An 18,982-nucleotide genomic window follows, 5' to 3' on the forward strand; every position below is an offset into this window, starting at 1 on the left:
AGGTCTGCTGCCGCTGACGGCGCAGCCTTATAGGTACGGGCTATCGCATCTGCCAGTCCAATTCATTGGCATTCAGGTCGATGAAGGGTGGATGATCGGGTGGACCCGTGCTGCGCCGTCTGCAGCCATTCCCTGACCAGAGGACCAGCCAGATGAGCACTCCAGCCGACAAGCCGCACCCGCCCTCGACCACCGGCGCCGGCGCGCCCGCCGTGAGCGACCGCAACTCGCTGAGCATCGGGCCGGATGGCCCGATCGTGCTGCACGACGTGCACTTCCTCGAGCAGATGGCGCACTTCAACCGCGAGAAGGTGCCGGAGCGCCAGCCGCACGCCAAGGGCGCGGGCGCGTTCGGCACGTTCGAAACCACACAGGACGTGTCGCGCTATACGAAGGCCGCGCTGTTCCAGCGGGGCGCGAAGACCGAAATGCTCGCGCGCTTCTCCACCGTCGCCGGCGAGATGGGCAGCCCCGATACCTGGCGCGACGTGCGCGGGTTTTCGCTGAAGTTCTACACCAGCGAGGGCAACTACGACCTGGTGGGCAACAACACGCCGGTGTTCTTCGTGCGCGACCCGATGAAGTTCCCGCACTTCATCCGCAGCCAGAAGCGCCTGGCCGATTCCGGGCTGCGCGACAACCACATGCAGTGGGACTTCTGGACCAACAACCCCGAATCCGCGCACCAGGTGACCTACCTGATGGGCCCGCGTGGCCTGCCGCGCACCTGGCGGCACATGAACGGCTACGGCTCGCACACCTACATGTGGGTGAATGCCGCCGGCGAGAAGTCCTGGGTCAAGTACCACTTCCACACCCGCCAGGGCATGGGCTTCTTCAGCAACGGCGAAGCCAAGGACATGGCCGGCGCCGACGCCGACTTCCACCGCCGCGACCTGTTCGACGCCATCGCCCGCGGCGAGCATCCGCAATGGGTGATGTCGGTGCAGGTGATGCCGTATGCGGATGCCAAGGCCTACCGCATCAACCCCTTCGACCTGACCAAGGTGTGGCCGCACGCGGACTACCCGCTGATCGAGGTCGGCACCATGACGCTCAACCGCAACCCGGAGAACTTCTTCGCGCAGATCGAGCAGGCGGCGTTCTCGCCGGGCAACACGGTGCCCGGCATCGGGCTGTCGCCGGACAAGATGCTGCTGGGCCGGGCGTTCGCCTACAACGATGCGCAGCGCAACCGCATCGGCACCAACTTCCACCAGCTGCCGGTCAACCAGCCCAAGGTGCCGGTGAACACCTACATGTTCGACGGGCAAATGGCCTACCACCACAGTGGCAGTGCGCCGGTATACGCGACCAACAGCGGCGGTCGCCCGTGGTCGGACGAGACCGGTGCGGTCGACAACGGCTGGGAGGCCGACGGCACCATGCTGCGCAGCGCCTACACCCTGCGCGCCGACGATGACGACTTCACCCAGCCGGGGATCCTCGTGCGCGAGGTGTTCAGCGACGCAGACCGCGATGGGCTGGTGGAAACGGTGGCCGGTGCGCTCCTCGGCGGCGTGCGCAGCCCGGTGCTGGAGCGCGCGTTCGACTACTGGAAATCGGTCGATGCCGACGTTGGCCGGCGCATCGAGGAGAAGGTGCGCAGCGGCAGCGCGCCGGAACCTGCGGCCGGCATGAGCGAAAGCTAGGGCGCGCGCGCGGCGGCATGCCGGGGCGGCCCGGTGGGCGGGGTTATCATTGCCCTTCCCACCGGAGCCCCCTTGCATGAAAGTCCTCGTCACCGGCACTGCCGGCTTCATCGGCAGCCATGTCGCCCTCAAGCTCCTTGCGCGCGGCGACGAGGTCATCGGCTTCGACAGCCTCAACGACTACTACGACGTCAACCTGAAGAAGGCGCGCCTGGCGCGCTTCATGGATCACCCGGGCTACACCCACGTGCACGCGGACCTCGCCGACCGCGCGGCGGTGGAAGACGTGTTTGCGAAGCACAAGCCGCAGCGCGTGGTGAACCTGGCCGCGCAGGCCGGCGTGCGTTACGCCGCGGAAAACCCGCATGTGTACGTGGCCAGCAACGTCACCGGCTTTTTGCACGTGCTGGAGGGCTGCCGCCACCATGGCGTGGAGCACCTGGTGTACGCGTCCACCAGTTCGGTGTACGGCGCCAACCGCGCCATGCCGTTCAACGAGCACCAGGGCACCGAGCACCCGCTGACCCTGTACGCGGCCACCAAGAAGGCCAACGAGATGATGGCGCACTCGTATGCGCACCTCTACGGCACCGCCACCACCGGGCTGCGGTTCTTCACCGTGTACGGGCCCTGGGGCCGGCCGGACATGGCGCTGTTCCTGTTCACCCGCGCGATCCTCGCCGGCGAGCCGATCAAGGTCTTCAACAACGGCCACCACCGCCGCAGCTTCACCTACGTCGACGACATCGTGGAAGGCGTGGTGCGCGCGCTGGACCGCGTGCCCACCGCCGACCCGGCATGGTCAGGCGAGGCGCCGGATCCGGGCACGAGCGGTGTTGCGCCGTACCGCATCTACAACATCGGCAACGAGGAGCCGGTGGAACTGCTGCGCTACATCGAGGTGCTCGAGCAGTGCCTGGGCAGGAAGGCGGTGATGGAGCTGCTGCCGCTGCAGGCCGGCGACGTGCCCGATACCGAGGCCGACGTTTCCGCGCTGGTGGCCGACGTGGGCTACCGGCCGCAGGTGGGCGTGGAGGAGGGCGTGGCGAACTTCGTGCGCTGGTACCGCGAGTACCACGGCGCATGAAGATCCTGGTCTGCGGCGGCGCCGGCTACATCGGCAGCCACACCTGCGTGGCGCTGGCCGCCCGCGGCCACGATGCGGTGATCTACGACAACTTCAGCAACAGCTCGCCGGTCGCGGTGCAGCGCATCGCCGAACTGGCCGAGCGCCCGGTGGCGCTGGTGGAGGGCGACATCCGCGACGCGGCGAAGCTCGCGGGCGCGCTGCAGGGCGTGGACGCGGTGATCCACTTCGCCGCGTTCAAGGCGGTGGGCGAAAGCTGCGAGCAGCCGCTGGCGTATTTCGAGAACAACATCGGCGGCAGCGTGACCCTGCTGCAGGCGATGGAGGCCGCGGGCGTGGCCAACCTGGTCTTCAGCTCGTCGGCCACCGTTTACGGCGACCCGGACAGCGTGCCGATCCGGGAGGACGCGCCGCTGCGCGTCACCAACCCCTATGGCCGCACCAAGCTGGTGGTCGAGGACCTGATCGGCGACCTGTGCGCGGCGCGGCCCGGCTTCAACGCGCTGCTGTTGCGCTACTTCAATCCGGTCGGCGCGCACCCCAGCGGGCGCATCGGCGAAGACCCCGGCGGCATCCCCAACAACCTGATGCCCTACATCAGCCAGGTGGCGGTGGGCGCGCGCGACTGCCTGAGCGTGTTCGGCGGCGACTATCCGACGCCCGACGGCACCGGTGTGCGCGACTACATCCACGTGATGGACCTCGCCGAGGCGCATGTGCGCGCGGTGGAGACGCTGCGCCCGGGCTTCGGCTGCCAGGCGGTGAACCTGGGCACGGGGCAGGGCGTGAGCGTGCTGGAGCTGGTGCGCGCGTTCGAGGAAGCCTCGGGTCGCAAAGTGCCGTACCGGGTCGTGGCGCGCCGCGCCGGTGACGTGGCGATGTGCTGGGCCGACCCCTCGCGCGCGGCCGAGCTGCTCGGCTGGCGGGCCCGGCTCGACGTGCGGCGCATGTGCGAGGACGCCTGGCGCTGGCAGTCGGCGAATCCCGCGGGCTACGTGGCGGGCTGAGTTGCAGGCCACGGGGACGCTGCCGGCACTACCGGGAATGTGACGCGCATCGCATAATCGGCACCGCGATGTGCCCTGGCGCGCCTCAACTCCGCGGCCGTCATGGCCGCGTTATGTGCACTGCACCATCATGTAAATGAACGGCTTGCGGTGCTTTCCGGGGATTTGCACGACGTGTCGATGCGGCCACGCTTCGCTGGCCGGCCTTCGGGTAAAATGCCCCGCGGATTTATTGGCGCGGAAATTGCTTTTGCATTCCGCAACTGGAAGCGTGTGGCGCATCGGAGAGCGCAGTCGGGCATGGAATCCTTGATCGAAACCGGAGTGCTGCAGGGCCTCGCCGCCGCCGCGTTGACGTGGCTGCTGATGAAGGCGATGCATCCCTACGCGCGCCGCCTGAACCTGCTCGACTTCCCCAAGGGGCGCAAGGACCACGCGCATCCCACCGCCATCACCGGCGGCCTGGCGATGGCGGTGGCCTTTGTCGTCGTGCTGGTCAGCGCGCGGCACAACTACGCGATGGCATCGCTGGTCTCGTTCGTCAGCGCCTCGGTGCTGCTGGTCGGCGTGGGCCTGTACGACGACCGCAACGACCTGCGCTGGTACTGGCGCATCCTCGCGCAGGTGATCGCGTCGCTGATCATGATCTATGGCGCCGGCGTGCGCGTGGAGCAGCTGGGCGCGGTGTTCGGCATGGACGACCTGGCGCTGGGTTGGCTGTCGGTGCCGTTCACGGTGTTCGCCACCATCGGCATCATCAACGCCATCAACATGATCGACGGCGCCGACGGGCTGGCCGGCCTGCTGGTGGCGGCGTGCCTGGTGATGCTGGCGGCGGCGGCGCTCTACGCGGGCAACACCTCGCTGTCGCGCCTGGGCCTGACCATCTCCGGTGCGGTCGCCGCGTTCCTGGTCTACAACATGCGTTTCCCCTGGCAGCCGCGCGCCAAGGCGTTCATGGGCAACGCCGGCAGCGCCTTCCTGGGCCTGGTGGTGGCGTGGGTGGTGTTCCGCCTGACGCAGAACGCCAGCCATCCGGTGAACCCGGTGCTGGCGCTGTGGCTGATCCCGGTGCCGGTGATGGACTGCCTGGTGCTGACCGTGCGCCGTTCGCGCGAAGGCCGTTCGCCGTTCTCGGCGGGGCGCGACCACATTCATCACTTCATGCAGGACGGCGGCTTCGGGCCGACCCAGGCGGCGCTGCTGCTTGCGGCCTTCAGCGTGGCCTGTGGCCTGGCCGCGGGTCAGGCGATGCGTTTCGACGTGCCGCACCCGGTGATCCTGGCGACGTTCCTGCTGCTGTGCGTCGGCTGGTACTGGGTGAGCGCCGACCGGCTGCGCGCACTGGCGTTCTTCGCCGTGCTGCGCCGATTACCCGTGTTCGGCACGGCGCCGCAGCGGCCGCAATCGCGGCCTGGCGTGGATACCGTCGAGACCGACGGCGCCTGAACCCGGGTGCCCGGCGCCACTCGAACGCCACGCAAGGCCGGTCACCGACGCTTGCTGCGTATTGCATGCTGGGGCCGCGCGCCGCGCACCCATGCCTGAACTGCCCGGGTGGCGAAACTGGTATACGCAAGCGACTTAAAATCGCTCGGCCGCAAGGCCATGCGGGTTCGATCCCCGCCCCGGGCACCACGCAGGCATCAGTCGCGCGTTTTCGCCGGCACGAACGGCGAGACCGGATCGCTGGCCGGGAAGGTTTCTTCCAGGGCTTCGTCCTGGTTCTCGCTTTCATGCTGCTTGCGCTCGCGGCGCTGCTGCGGCTGCTCCGGCGGTTCGGGCTTGCACGAGTCGTTTGGCAGGTCTTTGCGGTCGCGTGTCACGGTGGTTCACCGGATGGATGCGGAGCCCATGGTGTAGCGCTTCGTGCGTTGTGGCGGCGTGACTTGCCGCGTCTGTGGGATCATGCGGCCGCGCCGCTCCGGCGTGTCATCCTGTCCCGCAATGCACCGCTATTTCGCCTACGTCGCCAGCATCATCCTGGCCGTGCTGTCGCTCGTCGCCGCGCTGGCGTGGGCGCCCGGGTGGTGGGCGGCGTTCGTGGTGTTTGGCATGGCGGCGGTGGTCGGCACCGCAGACGTGCTGCAGCGCACCAGCACGCTGCGGCGCTGCTACCCGGTGCTGGCGCACTTCCGCTACGCGCTGGAGGGCATCGGGCCGGAGATCCGCCAGTACCTGATCGAGCGCGACACCGAGGAAGTGCCGTTCTCGCGCGAGCAGCGGGCGCTGATCTACCAGCGGGCCAAGCACGAGCAGGACACGGTGCCGTTCGGCACCGTGCACGACGTGTACGGCGGCGACTACGAGTGGATCAACCATTCGCTGGTGCCCACGCACCTGCAGAGCCACGATTTCCGGGTACGCGTGGGCGAAACGACGACGGCGCCGTACGACACCAGCGTGTTCAACATCTCGGCGATGAGCTTCGGCTCGCTGTCGGCGAACGCGATCCGCGCGCTCAACCTGGGCGCGAAGCGCGGCGGCTTCTACCACGATACCGGCGAGGGTTCGATCTCGTCGTACCACCGTGAGTTCGGCGGCGACCTGGTGTGGGAGATCGGCTCGGGCTACTTCGGCTGCCGCGACGACAACGGTGCGTTCGATGCCGGGCGCTTCGCGGCCAACGCCGCCGATCCGCAGGTCAAGATGATCGAGATCAAGCTGTCGCAGGGTGCCAAGCCGGGCCACGGCGGCATGCTGCCGGCCGCCAAGGTGACGCAGGAGATCTCGATCGCGCGCGGGGTGCCGGTGGGCGTGGACTGCATTTCGCCGTCGCAGCATTCGGCGTTCACCACGCCGGCGGGGCTCCTGGAATTCGTGGCCAGGCTGCGGGCGCTGTCGGGCGGAAAGCCGGTCGGATTCAAACTCGCGATCGGCCACCCGTGGGAGTGGTTCGGTGTCGCCAAGGCGATGCACGAGACCGGGATCCTGCCGGATTTCATCGTGGTGGATGGCGCCGAGGGCGGCACGGGCGCGTCGCCGGTGGAGTTCATCAACCACATCGGCGTGCCCATGAACGAGGCGCTGATGCTGGTGCACAACACGCTGGTGGGCCTGGACCTCCGCGACCGGGTGAAGGTGGCCGCGGCAGGCAAGATCACCAGTGCATTCGAGATCGCGCGCACGCTGGCGATCGGCGCGGACTGGTGCAACGCGGGCCGCGCCTTCATGTTCTCGCTGGGCTGCATCCAGGCGCGCAGCTGCCACAACGACAAGTGCCCGACAGGCATCGCCACCCAGGATCCGTCGCGGTGGACGCGCCTGGACGTGGAGAACAAGGCGGCGCGCGTCGCCAACTACCAGCAGAACACGCTCAAGGCGCTACGCGACCTGCTGTGTGCGGCGGGCCTCAACGGTCCCGCCGAGCTCGGTCCGGAGCACATCCTGCGCCGCACCTCGAAGATCAACGTGCGTTCGCTGGCGGGCATCTACAACTACCTCAAGCCCGGCCAGCTGCTGTCCGGCGAGGTGCCCGACCACGCGGTGTTCCAGGCGTTCTGGCAGGTGTCGCGCATCGATACCTTCGCCGCGCCGCGCAGGGTGATGGAGATGCGCGCCTCGAAGGCCGGCTGACGCGCTACCCGTCCTGGCGCGCCACGATGCTCGTGGCGGTGAGGTCGCCGGTGACGTTGCCCACGGTGGAGAACACGTCGGGGATGTTGTCGACCGCCAGCAGCAGCGCCAGCGGTTCCACCGGCAGGCCCATGGCCTGCGTGACCGGCAGGTTGTTGGTCATGAAGCTCACCTGCCCGGGCAGGCCCACCGAGCCCATGCTGATCAGCGCCGACAGCACGATCGCGGTGCCCACCTGCACGCCGCCCAGCTCGATGCCGTACATCCAGGCGATGAAGCTCACCACGCCGATGTACTGCACGGGGCTGGTGATGCGGAACAGCGACACCGCCATCGGCAGCACCAGCGAGGTGACGTGCAGCGGATAGCCGAGGCGCTCGCGCGCGCAGTCGACCATCGCCGGCAGCGACGCCAGCGATGACTGCGTGCTGGCGGCGATCGCCTGCGCCGGCGCGATGCCCGCCGCGAAGCGGCGCACCGGCTCGCGCGCCACCAGCGCCGCCACCAGGTACAGCAGCACGGTGACCATGATGTACAGCGTGCACAACAGCAGCACGTACCAGCCAAGCGCGCCCAGCACACCCGCACCGACGCGCGCGCACACCGCCAGCACCAGCGCGAACACGCCCACCGGCGCCGCCCAAAGCACCCAGCGCACGATCACGATCATGGTGTCGGCGATCGACTGCACCAGCGCCAGCAGCTGCGCGCGGCGCTCGGGCAGGATGCGCGTGGCGGCGAAGCCGAAGAACAGCGAGAACACCACCAGCGGCAGCATGGCGTTGGCCGCCGCCGCGGCCAGCGCGTTGTTGGGGATCACCGTGGCGATCCATTCGCCGAAGCTCGCGGCGCGGCCAGGCTGGGTGGCCTCGGAGCCGATCGCGGCGCGGAATGCCTCGACCAGCGACGCGTCGCGCGGCACCAGCGACAGCAGGGTCGGCGCCATGACCGCCGTGAACGTGCCGGACGCGATCAGCAGCACGGCGAACACCAGCATGGCGCGGCGCGCGGTGCGGCCCGAGGCCGCGGCATCGGCGGCGGTGTTGACGCCCAGCACCACGAGCGCCGCGACCAGCGGCACCACGGTCATCTGCAGGGCGTTGAGCCAGAGCCTGCCGACCGGCTGCACCGCGTCGGCCACGTTGGCGGCGAGCGCGCTGTCGTGGAAGGCGAGGGCCAGCCCGACGACGGCGCCGAGGACGAGGGCGAGCAGGACGCGCGCGGCAGTGGACATTCGTTTCATGGTTCGATCATCGCCTGATTTGCGACCAGCTGGCGCAGGTGCGCCTCGTCCTCGCACAGCAGCAGGAACACCAGGTCGAGCAGGTGCTGCAGCGCCGCCTGGTACAGCAGCAGTTCAACGTGCCCGCGCGGCTCGTGCGCCGACACCAGCAGGCTGACCTCGGCATTCGCGCGCAGCGCGTTGGCGGTGTGGCGGGTGATGGTGACCACCTTGCCGCCGCGCGCACGGAACCGGCGCGCGGTATGGCAGAGCGTGCCCTCCTCGCCGTGTTCGGAGAACACCAGCAGCACGTCGCCGGGCGCGGCCGACGAGGTGCCCACGCCCATCAGCGCCGGGTCGAACAGGTGGATCGCGGTGCGCCCCAGCATCGCCAGCTTGATCGCGAACGCGCGCGCGTTGAGGCCGTCGTGGCCCAGGCCGACCGCGTACACCTTGTCTGCGGCGCGGATGGCGGCGGCCACCGCGTCGATGCGCTCATGCGGGTTGAGCACGCGCGTGGCCTGCTCGGCCTGCGACTTGGCGCGCCACAGCGTGTCGGCCAGCGCCGACCAGGGGTCGACGATCTCGGCACCGGCGTCGATGCCCGAGCCGTCATCCTCGCCGTCGTGGCGCGCCAGCGACTCGCCGATCGAATACTTGAGGTCCGGATAGCCCTTGAAGCCCAGCTTCTGGCTGAACTTCACCACGCTCGACTGGCTGATGCCGAGCGCATTGGCGAGCTGCTGCGAGGAGTAGTCGCGCAGCAGGTGCGCGTTCTCCAGCATGAAGTCGGCAATGCGGCGCTCGATGGCCGACATGCGGTCGCGTTCGCCACGGATCTTGAGCAGGGGAGGCATGTGCGCCGCCGGTCAGCCCGGGATGGCTTCCAGGCCGCGGATGCCGCGGATACCGAGGCCGGGCGCGTCGCCCACCGAGATCTCGGACTCGTTGAACTCCACGCCGCCGTCCACCGGGTTGAAGCGGCACAGCGACGGCCCGTCGAGGTCGACCTTGGTGATGGCGCCGCCCTTGGCGATCGCCAGGTGCACGGCTGCCGCCACGCTGACGCTGGATTCGATCATGCAGCCGATCATGCATTCCACGCCGTACACCGCGGCGATGTCGGCGATGCGCACCGCGTTGGAGATGCCACCGGTCTTCATCAGCTTGATGTTGATGATGTCGGCCGCGCGGCGCTGGATGAGGTCGATGACCTCCGCCGGGCCGAACACGCTTTCATCGGCCATCACCGGCGTGAGCACGCGCTCGGTGACGTACTTGAGCCCTTCGATGTCGCGCGCGTGCACCGGCTGTTCCAGCAGCTCGAGCGCCACGCCGGCATCCTCGAGGGTGCCCACGGCGCGCACCGCCTGCTTCGGCGTCCAGCCCTGGTTGGCGTCCAGGCGCAGCAGGGCGCGGCCGTCGACTGCGGAGTGGATGGCCTTGACGCGCTCGATGTCGACGCCGATGTCCTTGCCCACCTTGATCTTCAGCGATTCGAAGCCACGTTCCACCGCGGCCAGCGAGTCGGCCACCATCTTGTCGATGTAGTCGACGCTGATGGTGATGTCGGTGGTGACGACCGGGTCGCCGCCGCCGCCGAGGATGCGGTAGAGGGGGGCGCCGTAGAGCTGCCCGAACAGGTCGTAGAGGGCGATCTCCACCGCCGCCTTGGCGCTGGTGTTGCGCTCCATGGCCGACTGCACCAGGGCGACGTTGCGGTTGAGGTCGGCGACCTCGCGGCCGATCAGCCGTGGGCCGATCACGCGGCGGATGGCCTCGACGATCGAGCCGTGCGTGTCGCCGGTGATCACCGCGGTGGGCGCGGCCTCGCCGTAACCGACATGGCCGGTGTCGGTATGCACCTCGACCACGATGTCCTCGACGGTATCGACCGTGCGCAGCGCCGTCTTGAACGGCGTCTTCAACGGAACGCGCAGCATGCCGAGGCGGATTTCAGTGATCTTCATGGGCGGATGCGCTGGATGCTGGTGATGCGGTCGATGGTCGGTGTATCCGCGTTCGACAGCATCGGCAGGATCGGCGTGACCACCACGCCGTTGAGGTGCAGGCGGCGCAGTTCGCCATCGTCGCGGCGCCAGGTCATGCCGCTGGTGTCGTGGATGGCGTAGGGCGCACCGTCGACGTGGCCGAGCATCATCATCACGTGACCCGGGATGTACACCAGGTCGCCGACGCGCGCTTCGCGCAGCAGCTTGCGGCGCCTGTCGTGGCTGTCGTCCGCGGTGAGCGGCAGGCGGTTCAGCGCCGGGCTGACCGCCTGGTGGCTGGTGTTGCGCGGCAGCAGCACGCCGAAGCTGCGGTAGACCTCGGAGACAAAGCCGCTGCAGTCGCGCGCGTTGTACGAATGCCCCCAGCCGTAGCGCTCGCCGAGGAACTTGAACGCCTGGCGGATGATGTTGGCCTCGGTCAGCGGCAGGTAGTCGTTGGCGACATCGGCCGAGCGCGGGATGAGCGCGGGCGCGAAGGACAGCGTGCCGTCGGCCGCGCGCACCGGCAGCTCGACGACGTGTGCGGCGTACGGATGCTGGCCGTTGACCGCGCGGTCGCCCGGCCAGTCGGCCAGTACCGGCACGCGCACGCCCATGTCGAGCTGCACGTCGGAGACCGCGGGCCGCTCGGGGGTGAAGACGGTGCGCGCGGTGGCGCCGGTGACGATGAGGTACGGCGCGCGGCGGCCGTAGTCGAGGATCGCCTGCCGGTCGCCCTGGGCGATGGCCTCCTTCTCCACCCACGCCGCATAGCGCTGGCTGACCACGAAGTACCAGGCGCGGTCGCGGCTCTCGTGGACGATGGCCACCGGATCGCCGGGGAACAGCGCGCTCTCCTGGAAGCGGTCGATGTCGTGGTCGTCCGGCGAATTGAACACGCGCAGGCGGGTGGGGAAGGTGCGCAGCGCGGCGCGGCGCACGGCCATGCCGTAGCGCGTGACCTGGGTCTGCGGGATGGACTTCAGCGCGAGGTTGGCTTCGATGCGCGCCATCTGCCGTTTGCTGCCGACCGCGCCGGTCTCGTCGTAGAGCTCGCGCTCGGGCATGACCGAAAGCGCTTCGATCCATGCCTTGACCTGTCCGCCGTCGAGCGTGCCGGGCAGCGCTTCGATGTCGTGCAGCGACGGGTCTTCGTCATGCATGCGCACGTTCTGCTGGGCGATCTGGTCGCGGCCGAGGATCACGCGGTCCGGCTGGCGCAGGCGTGCGATCCAGTAGTCCGGCGTGAGCTGCGCCTCGACGATGCCCGGCACGTCGTGTGCGGGCGGCGCGGGCACGGGTTCCCGCGCGGAAAGCGCGGGTGCGGCGAACAGCAGGAAGAGCAGCAGGGCTGCGTGGCGCATGGATTGTCCCCTCCCCGGCGCATCGGGGCCGGGCTTGATCATGGAATACATCATTCGGCGAAATCAATACAAAAGAATAAATTATTGACCGCCTGTGAACGCCATGTTACACAGCCATTCAAGCCGTTCCCCAGGGGCAAGGAGTGGGTCAGGCGTGCAGATGACGGGGGGTTCCAAGCCGATGTCACGACGTGTGGGCCACGGCCTGCTGCGATCGGGAACCTGCGTGCTGCTGCTGGCGGTGGCCATGCAGGCGGGCGCGGGGCAGGCGCCGGCTGTTGCTGGCGACAGCGCCGGCAGCAGCGGCAACGCCGACATTGGCGAACGGCTCATGGCACCGACCGACATCGTGGCGCTGGTGGATGCCGGCGACTTCGCCGCTGCCGGCAAGCTGATCGACGCCGGACTCGCGCAGCATGGACTCACCTCCGACCAGCGCATGGCGCTGGAGTTCCAGCGCGAACGCATGCGCCGCATCCTGATCGACTTCAGCCTGGACGAAGCCGGCGCCAGGGCGCGCCTGCGCCGCGACATCCCGGACCTCGACGACGCCGAGTTCGCGCGTTGGGATGCCGCGGGTCTCATCGAAGCGCGGGTGATCGACGGCCAGCGCCGCTGGTTCAACCGCGGACCTTCCAACCTGTATCGCCTGAGCGAGGAGGCCCGGAAGCGCCGGGCCACGCCGCCGAAGTTCAACGACAGCCCGCTGGAAGCCGCGCACCCGCACCACGCCGAGGTGCGCGACGCAGCGCTCGCCGGCGGCGCGCGCGCCGCGGCACCGCGCCGCGTGCGGGTGACGCAATCGCTGACCGTCGATGCCGACGCGGTACCGGCCGGCGAGACCGTACGCGCATGGATTCCGTACCCGCGCGCGTTGCCGGGGCAGCAGGAAGACATCCGTTTCGTTGCCAGCGTGCCCGCAGGCCACGCGATCGCACCCGACACCACCTTGCAGCGCACCGTGTACCTCGAGGCACCCGCCGTGGCGGGCACGCCGACCGCGTTCTCGATCAGCTACGAATTGACCACGTTCGGCCAGTACGTCGCCATCGATCCCGACCGGGTGGTGGCGGCGGAGATCACGCCGGAGCTCGCGCCGTTCGTGGCCGAGCGTGCGCCGCACGTGGTGTTCAACGACGCGATGCGGCTGAAGTCGGCGCAGGTGCTGGCGGGCGAGACCAACCCCTACCGCATCGCGCAGAAGCTGTTCGCATCGGTCGACGCGCTGCCGTGGGCCGGCGCGCGCGAGTATTCCACCATCAGCAACATCAGCCAGCACGCGCTCGAGCAGGGCCATGCCGACTGCGGCCAGCAGACGCTGCTGCTGATCACCCTGCTGCGCATGAACGGCATTCCCGCGCGCTGGCAGTCCGGCTGGATCTTCTCCGACGGCGCCTACAACAACATGCACGACTGGGGCTGGATGTACCTGGCCCCGTACGGCTGGGTGCCGATGGATGTCACTTTCGGCCGCTTGCCGGGCGCCGGCGATGCGCTCGCAGGCTTCTATCTCGGCGGCATGGACGCCTACCGCATCGCCTTCAACGACGACTGGTCGCGCGAACTCGTGCCGGCCAAGCAGCACGTCCGCTCGGAAACCGTCGACCTGCAGCGCGGCGAAGCCGAGTGGGCAGGCGGCAACCTGTATTTCGACCAGTGGGATTACGGCTTCGAGTGGCAGCTGCTGCCACCCGATGCCGATGAACGTACCTGACCAAAGCCAACCATCACGCACATGTTCCGGGGAGAACCGCAATGAAGGCCAGCCATACCAGATTCCGTCGCGCCGCACTCAGCATCGCGCTGGGAGCGTGCCTGTCCACCATGGCGCCGATGGTGCTGGCGCAAAGCGCCACCGGCTCGGTCGCGGGTCGCGCCAGCGCCGGCGACCAGGTGCAGGTGACCAATGTCGCCACGGGCGCCACGCGCAATGTCACGGCGGGTGCGGACGGCACGTACCGCCTCGGCTCGCTGCAGGTGGGCAGCTACAACGTGCAGGTGATCCGCAACGGGCAGACGGTCGGTGAGCCGGTGCCGGTGGCCGTGTCGCTGGGTGGCACGACCACGGTGAACCTGGGCAGCGGCGGCGGCGTGGCCGACATGGCCGCGGTGACCGTGGTCGGTGATCGCGTGGTCAACCGCGTCGACGTCAAGTCCACCGAGACCGCAACCAACGTGACCCGCGAAGAGATCTCGCGGCTGCCGGTCGACCAGAGCCTCAGCTCGGTGGCCATGCTGGCGCCCGGCGTGATCGGCGGCAACTCCAGCTTCGGCGGCATGTCGTTCGGCGGCTCGTCGGTGGCGGAGAACTCGGTCTTCATCAATGGCCTGAACGTCACCGACTTCTATCGTCGCCAGAGCTTCTCCACCGCGCCGTTCGCGTTCTTCCAGGAGTTCCAGGTCAAGACCGGCGGCTATTCGGTGGAGTTCGGTCGCAGCACCGGTGGCGTGATCAACGCCGTGAGCCGCTCGGGCAGCAACGAATTCGACGCCGGCGTGGAGTTCACCTTCGAACCGAGCGCGTGGCAGAGCTCGGGCGATGACCAGTTCTACGCCGACGGCAGCGTCAACGTGCGCGCCAGCCACGACCGCAGCAGCTTCACCAAGGCCAACGTCTGGGCGTCGGGTCCGATCGTGCGCGACCGGCTTTTCATGTTCGCCATGTACGAGCAGCGAGAGAACACCTCGGGCTTCACCAATGCCGGCGGCAGCAGCTGGAGCGAACGCGAGGGCAGCAACGGGTTCTGGGGCACCAAGGTCGACTGGGTCCTGTCCGACAACCACCTGCTGGAGCTGCTCGCGTTCTCCGACGAGGGCGATACCGACACCGCGCTCTACAACTACAATTTTGCCAGCCGCAAGGTCGGCACCGCGCCGCCCAGCCAGTCCACGGCGTCGAGCGGCGGCAAGAGCGGGTCGCTCACCTACACCGGCCACTTTGGCGAGAACTTCACCGCCAAGGCCATGTACGGCCTCAACCGCAGCAGCAGCTTCCTGCGCTCGCCGCAGGATGCGCTGTGCAGCTGGGTGACCTACAACAACGCCTCCTACGGCGCGGTCTACCGCGGCATGGGCAGCCCGCAGCTCGGCTGCCACCCGGGGTCGAACGTGGTCTCGCACGAGGATGAGCGCGAAGCCAAGCGCCTGGACTTCGAGTGGGCGGTGGGCGACCACCTGCTGCGCTTCGGCTGGGACCACGAGCTGATGACCACCGACCGGGTGACGTTCTACCCCGGCGACGGCGTGCAGTACACCGCCTACGGCCGCACCAGCCCCACCCAGGTGCTCGACAACGGCACGCCGCTTCCGGCGGGTGTCAACGCGTTCCTGATGGCCCGCGAGCGCGCGGACGGCGGCGTGTTCGACATCGAGGCCAGCGCCTACTACCTGGAAGACGTCTGGAGCGTCACGCCGAACCTGCTGGTCAACCTCGGGGTGCGCGTGGACACCTTCGACAACAAGAACGCGACCGGCGCCAGCTTCATCAAGATGGACGACCTGGTGTCGCCGCGGTTCGGCTTCTCGTGGGACATGAAGGGCGACGGCAGCACCAAGCTGTTCGGCAACCTGGGCCGCTACTACATGCCGGTCACCAGCATCATCAGCTACAACTTCGCCGGTGGCCTGCTCGACGAACGCACGTTCTACGCGCTGAATGGCTGGAGCGCGGCGACCAACCCGGTGACGGGTGCGCCGTACATGGCACCGGTCATCGGCCAGCAGATCGGCGCGGTCGACGACCAGTTCAACCTGAGCGTGCGCGACACCCGCCAGAGCGTGGACCGCGACATCGACGCGGTCTACCAGGACGAGGCCATCGTAGGCTTCCAGGCCATGATCAGCCAAGCGTGGTCCTGGGGCGTCAACGCCACCTACCGACGCATGCCCAACGCGATGGATGACATCCGCATCAACGCACTTTGCGGCGTGCGCCACCCGATGTCGGCGGTCCCTGGCAGCAGCAGCATCGACCTGTGGCCGATTGCCAACCCGGGCGACACGCTGACCCTTTGGGGCACCACTCGGCAGGGCTGCGCCCAGGACGGCTGGGTGACCATCGACACCTCGAAGGAGGGCTACATCACCGGGGGCAGCAACCGCGTGATCGGCTACTCCAAGCCCAAGCGCACCTACACCGGCGTGGAATTCCAGATCGACCGCGCCTGGGACGAAAAGTGGGCGTTCAACGCGTCCTACCTGTGGTCGAAGTCGGAGGGCAACCACGAGGGTCCGGTCAACTCCGATACCAACTACGGCGACACCGGCATGGTCCAGCACTGGGACCATCCGGCCAACAACGACCGCTATGGCGACCTGTTCAACGACCGCCGCCACCAGATCAAGCTGCGCGGGAGCTACCGGTTCAACGAGATGTGGAGCGTCGGCGGCACGGTGACCGCGCTGTCGGGCGGGCCGATCACCGCGTTCGGCGTGACCTGGCCGGACGAGAACTTCGCGGTGGCAAGCTACACCAGCGAGGGCAGCGGCGGCGGCACCGGCTGGCTGTGCGTGGCCAACTGCACCGGCGCCTGGCAGGACCGCCAGTACGAGCGCAGCGAGCGTGGTGCCTTCGGCCGCATGCCGTGGACCTACAACGTCGGCGCGAACGTCACCTGGGAACTGCCGGTGGACGGCATCGACCTGAAGGCCCGCCTGTCGGTCTACAACCTCCTCAACGACCAGGAAGTGATCAACGTGCGCGGCCGCTACGAGGGCAACCCGGGCCAGCGCCGTTCCACCTTCGGCACCGGTACCCGCTGGCAGTCGCCGCGCTACGCGCAGCTGGTGGTGAGCTGGAACTTCTGATGCGCCCCGCGCGGGCGTGATGCTGCATGCCCAGCGCCGGACCGCCGGCGGTGGGCATGCCAAGACTCCAGGGGCAGGACCCGAGATGCTGAAGCGTGCTTGTTGCGCCGCGACGCTGGCCGTCGCGGTCTTTTTCGTGCCCGGTGCGGGCCGCGCCGCAGGGCCGCCGCCGTCCGCGGCGATCACCGCCGCGGTCGACGACGCGGTCGCGCGTTACGACCTGCCCGGCATCGCGGTGGGTGTGATCGTCGATGGCGAGGTGCGCCAGGTCGAGGTGCGTGGTGAAATCGCGGCCGGGAGTGGCGTGGCCGTGGACCGCCGCACGATCTTCAAGATCGCGTCCAACACCAAGGCGATGACGGCGGCGCTGCTTGCGCGCCAGGTCGATGCCGGGCTGCTGGCCTGGGACGATCCGGTGGTGAAGCACCTGCCGGGCTTCCGCATGTACGCCGACTGGGTGACGCGCGAGATCCAGGTGCGTGACCTGCTGATCCACAACAGCGGGCTGGGGCCGGGCGCGGGCGACCTGATGCTGTGGCCGGAGCCCAATGCGTTCACGCGCGACGAAGTCGTGGCGGGTCTTGCGCACCTGAAGCCGCGCTGGAGCTTCCGTTCGCGCTACGCCTACGACAACACGCTGTACATCGTGGCGGGCGAGGTCGCGGCGGCGGCGGGAGGCGCGCCCTATGACGAGCTGATGCGGCGCGAAGTGTTTGCGCCGCTCGGGCTGGAACGCTGTCGCGTCGGCGCGTGGAACGCCAGCGAGGCCGGCAACGTGGCGCAGCCGCATGCGCGCCGTGACGGACGCAACGTGGCAGTGCGTACCGACGTCGCAACGATCGCCGACATGCCGATGGCCGCCGCCGGCGGCATCCGCTGCAGCCTGGACGACATGCTGGCGTGGGCGCGGATGTGGCTGCAGCCGGAGCGACATGGCCTGGTCGCGGGCAAGCCATGGCTGTCCGCGACGCAACGCGACGCGGCATGGGTGGCGCATATGCCGATGCCCTTGTCGCGGCGCATGCGCGCCTGGGATGGCAGCCATTTTTCCGCATACGGCTACGGCTGGCGGCTGACCGATGTCGACGGTACGTGGAAGGTTTCCCACACCGGCACGCTGTCGGGCATGTATTCGGCGCTGACCCTGCTGCCGGAGAAGGGCGCCGGGTTCGTGCTGCTGATCAACGGCGACGCGGACGAGGCGCGCACGGTGCTGAACCAGGTGCTGGTGAAGCACTTCACTGCGCCAGGGGAGGCGCGCACGGTGGCCTACTACGCCGACGCGCTGGCCGCCGAGCGCGCGGCCGCGCGCGACGATCGCGCCGCCGGTGTTGCTGCACCGTTGGGTGGCACTACGCCGCGCACCCCGGTGGCGCCTGCCGCGATGGCGCGCTGGCTGGGCGTATACCGCGATCCGTGGTTCGGCGAGGCGTCGGTCTGCGCGCGCGGCGACGAGGTGCGCATGGTGGCTGCGAAGTCGCCCAGACTGTCCGGTCGGGTGATGGCATCGGGCGGGCGCATGCTGGTCGAATGGGACACGCTCGACAGCGACGCCCACGCCTGGCTGGATTTCAGCGCAGGCGAGGGCGGTGGCGCGACGCGCCTGGCGATGGCCAAGGTCGACCCGGACGCGGACTTCAGCTACGACTTCGAGGACCTGGCGTTCGCGCGCGTGTCCAACTGCCCCTGATCGCCGTCGCGGGCGAGCAGGGTGATCTCGCCGGTGGTCTCCACGGTGGCGCATGCGACCTCGTGGATGTCGTTGAGGCCTGCACGGCGGACGCATGCCATCAGTTCGTCCTCGGTGATCAGCTCCTTGCGCATTTCGCGGTACAGCAGCCGGCCATCGCGCACGATCACCCGCGGCGCCTCGTCGGTGAGCCGGCTGAATGACGGAAAGCGGAACTCGAGCAGGTTGATCAGATACGACCAGGCAGCCACCACGGACGCCAGGAGCACGAAGTCGCTTGGCGATTCCGATCCCACCGACATGGCGTCGGCCACCAGCGCGCCCACGATCACCAGCGCCAGCATGTCGACCGGTGAGTTGTTGCCCAGGCTGCGCTTGGGCAGGATCCGCACCACCACCATCACCGCGAAGTAGATGGCGGTGCCGCGAAGCAGCAGTTGCGGAAGTGGCGTGGACAGATCCATGGCAGGGCCCGGTGGAGGCTTGGGCGCGCAGGATAGGACCGGCGGGTCGCCGCGGCGTGATGCCGCGGGTGTGACCGCCCGCACGCGCCGTCCGGAGCCGGCCCGGTAGCATGCTGCAAGGCA

General features: G+C 68.8%; 14 protein-coding genes and 1 tRNA gene. 9 read left to right on the forward strand and 6 right to left on the reverse strand.

Going from position 1 to position 18,982, the window contains the following annotated elements; genetic code table 11:
- Positions 1-152: 152 nt before the first annotated feature.
- From IDM46_RS05630 to IDM46_RS05650, 5 genes are all read left to right on the forward strand, one after another.
- Positions 153-1,652, forward strand: a complete 1,500-nt coding sequence (locus IDM46_RS05630; protein WP_185115072.1) for a catalase — start codon at positions 153-155, stop codon at positions 1,650-1,652.
- Positions 1,653-1,728: 76 nt separating this feature from the next.
- On the forward strand, positions 1,729-2,739 hold the full coding sequence (locus IDM46_RS05635) for an NAD-dependent epimerase (protein ID WP_185115073.1): 1,011 nt from the start codon (positions 1,729-1,731) through the stop codon (positions 2,737-2,739).
- Entirely contained in the window at positions 2,736-3,746 is a 1,011-nt protein-coding gene (gene galE / locus IDM46_RS05640) for a UDP-glucose 4-epimerase GalE (protein ID WP_185115074.1), read from the forward strand. The genes IDM46_RS05635 and galE overlap by 4 nt, the downstream gene beginning before the upstream one ends.
- Positions 3,747-4,046: 300 nt before the next feature.
- Positions 4,047-5,195, forward strand: coding sequence for an MraY family glycosyltransferase (locus IDM46_RS05645; RefSeq protein ID WP_185115075.1), 1,149 nt, complete (start codon positions 4,047-4,049; stop codon positions 5,193-5,195).
- Between the two features lie 102 nt (positions 5,196-5,297).
- Positions 5,298-5,384: transfer RNA gene (locus IDM46_RS05650), tRNA-Leu, on the forward strand.
- 8 nt (positions 5,385-5,392) lie between these two features.
- On the opposite strand, the gene IDM46_RS05655 is transcribed toward IDM46_RS05650, so the two are convergent.
- Positions 5,393-5,572 (reverse strand): hypothetical protein, encoded by a 180-nt coding sequence (locus tag IDM46_RS05655; RefSeq protein ID WP_182823963.1) that lies wholly within the window; start codon positions 5,570-5,572, stop codon positions 5,393-5,395.
- Between the two features lie 121 nt (positions 5,573-5,693).
- Here IDM46_RS05655 and IDM46_RS05660 point away from each other — a divergent pair, with 121 nt between their 5' ends.
- Positions 5,694-7,322: an FMN-binding glutamate synthase family protein gene (locus IDM46_RS05660; RefSeq protein WP_185115076.1), complete on the forward strand. Its 1,629-nt coding sequence runs from the start codon at positions 5,694-5,696 to the stop codon at positions 7,320-7,322.
- Between the two features lie 4 nt (positions 7,323-7,326).
- Here the strand turns inward: IDM46_RS05660 and IDM46_RS05665 are convergent, their stop codons facing one another.
- The 4 genes from IDM46_RS05665 to IDM46_RS05680 are packed head-to-tail and all read right to left on the reverse strand — an operon-like array spanning position 7,327 to position 11,899.
- Complete coding sequence (locus IDM46_RS05665) at positions 7,327-8,565, reverse strand: cation:dicarboxylase symporter family transporter (protein WP_343203852.1); 1,239 nt, start codon at positions 8,563-8,565, stop codon at positions 7,327-7,329.
- On the reverse strand, positions 8,562-9,401 hold the full coding sequence (locus IDM46_RS05670; protein ID WP_182821606.1) for an SIS domain-containing protein: 840 nt from the start codon (positions 9,399-9,401) through the stop codon (positions 8,562-8,564). Before IDM46_RS05670 ends, IDM46_RS05665 begins: the two co-directional genes overlap by 4 nt.
- Before the next feature lie 12 nt (positions 9,402-9,413).
- A complete protein-coding gene (locus IDM46_RS05675) occupies positions 9,414-10,514 on the reverse strand; it encodes a dipeptide epimerase (protein ID WP_182821604.1) in 1,101 nt (366 codons plus the stop codon).
- The gene (locus IDM46_RS05680) at positions 10,511-11,899 is read right to left on the reverse strand and encodes an SH3 domain-containing protein (RefSeq protein ID WP_182821602.1); all 1,389 of its coding nucleotides are present in this window, start codon (positions 11,897-11,899) and stop codon (positions 10,511-10,513) included. Before IDM46_RS05680 ends, IDM46_RS05675 begins: the two co-directional genes overlap by 4 nt.
- Before the next feature lie 331 nt (positions 11,900-12,230).
- On the opposite strand from IDM46_RS05680, the gene IDM46_RS05685 reads away from it, so the two are divergent.
- The 3 genes from IDM46_RS05685 to IDM46_RS05695 all read left to right on the forward strand — a co-directional run bounded on the left by IDM46_RS05685 (position 12,231) and on the right by IDM46_RS05695 (position 18,395).
- Positions 12,231-13,613 carry a transglutaminase domain-containing protein gene (locus IDM46_RS05685; protein ID WP_223878058.1) on the forward strand — a complete coding sequence of 461 codons (1,383 nt, stop codon included), beginning with the start codon at positions 12,231-12,233 and terminating at the stop codon, positions 13,611-13,613.
- A gap of 41 nt (positions 13,614-13,654) precedes the next feature.
- On the forward strand, positions 13,655-16,705 hold the full coding sequence (locus IDM46_RS05690) for a TonB-dependent receptor (RefSeq protein WP_185115077.1): 3,051 nt from the start codon (positions 13,655-13,657) through the stop codon (positions 16,703-16,705).
- A gap of 85 nt (positions 16,706-16,790) precedes the next feature.
- On the forward strand, positions 16,791-18,395 hold the full coding sequence (locus IDM46_RS05695; protein ID WP_185115078.1) for a serine hydrolase: 1,605 nt from the start codon (positions 16,791-16,793) through the stop codon (positions 18,393-18,395).
- Here IDM46_RS05695 and IDM46_RS05700 read toward each other — a convergent pair.
- Positions 18,347-18,859 carry a YetF domain-containing protein gene (locus IDM46_RS05700; protein ID WP_185115079.1) on the reverse strand — a complete coding sequence of 171 codons (513 nt, stop codon included), beginning with the start codon at positions 18,857-18,859 and terminating at the stop codon, positions 18,347-18,349. The genes IDM46_RS05695 and IDM46_RS05700 overlap by 49 nt on opposite strands.
- Between the last annotated feature and the right edge of the window lie 123 nt (positions 18,860-18,982).

Origin of the sequence: Luteimonas sp. MC1825 (assembly GCF_014764385.1) — a bacterium.
Lineage (GTDB): Bacteria > Pseudomonadota > Gammaproteobacteria > Xanthomonadales > Xanthomonadaceae > Luteimonas.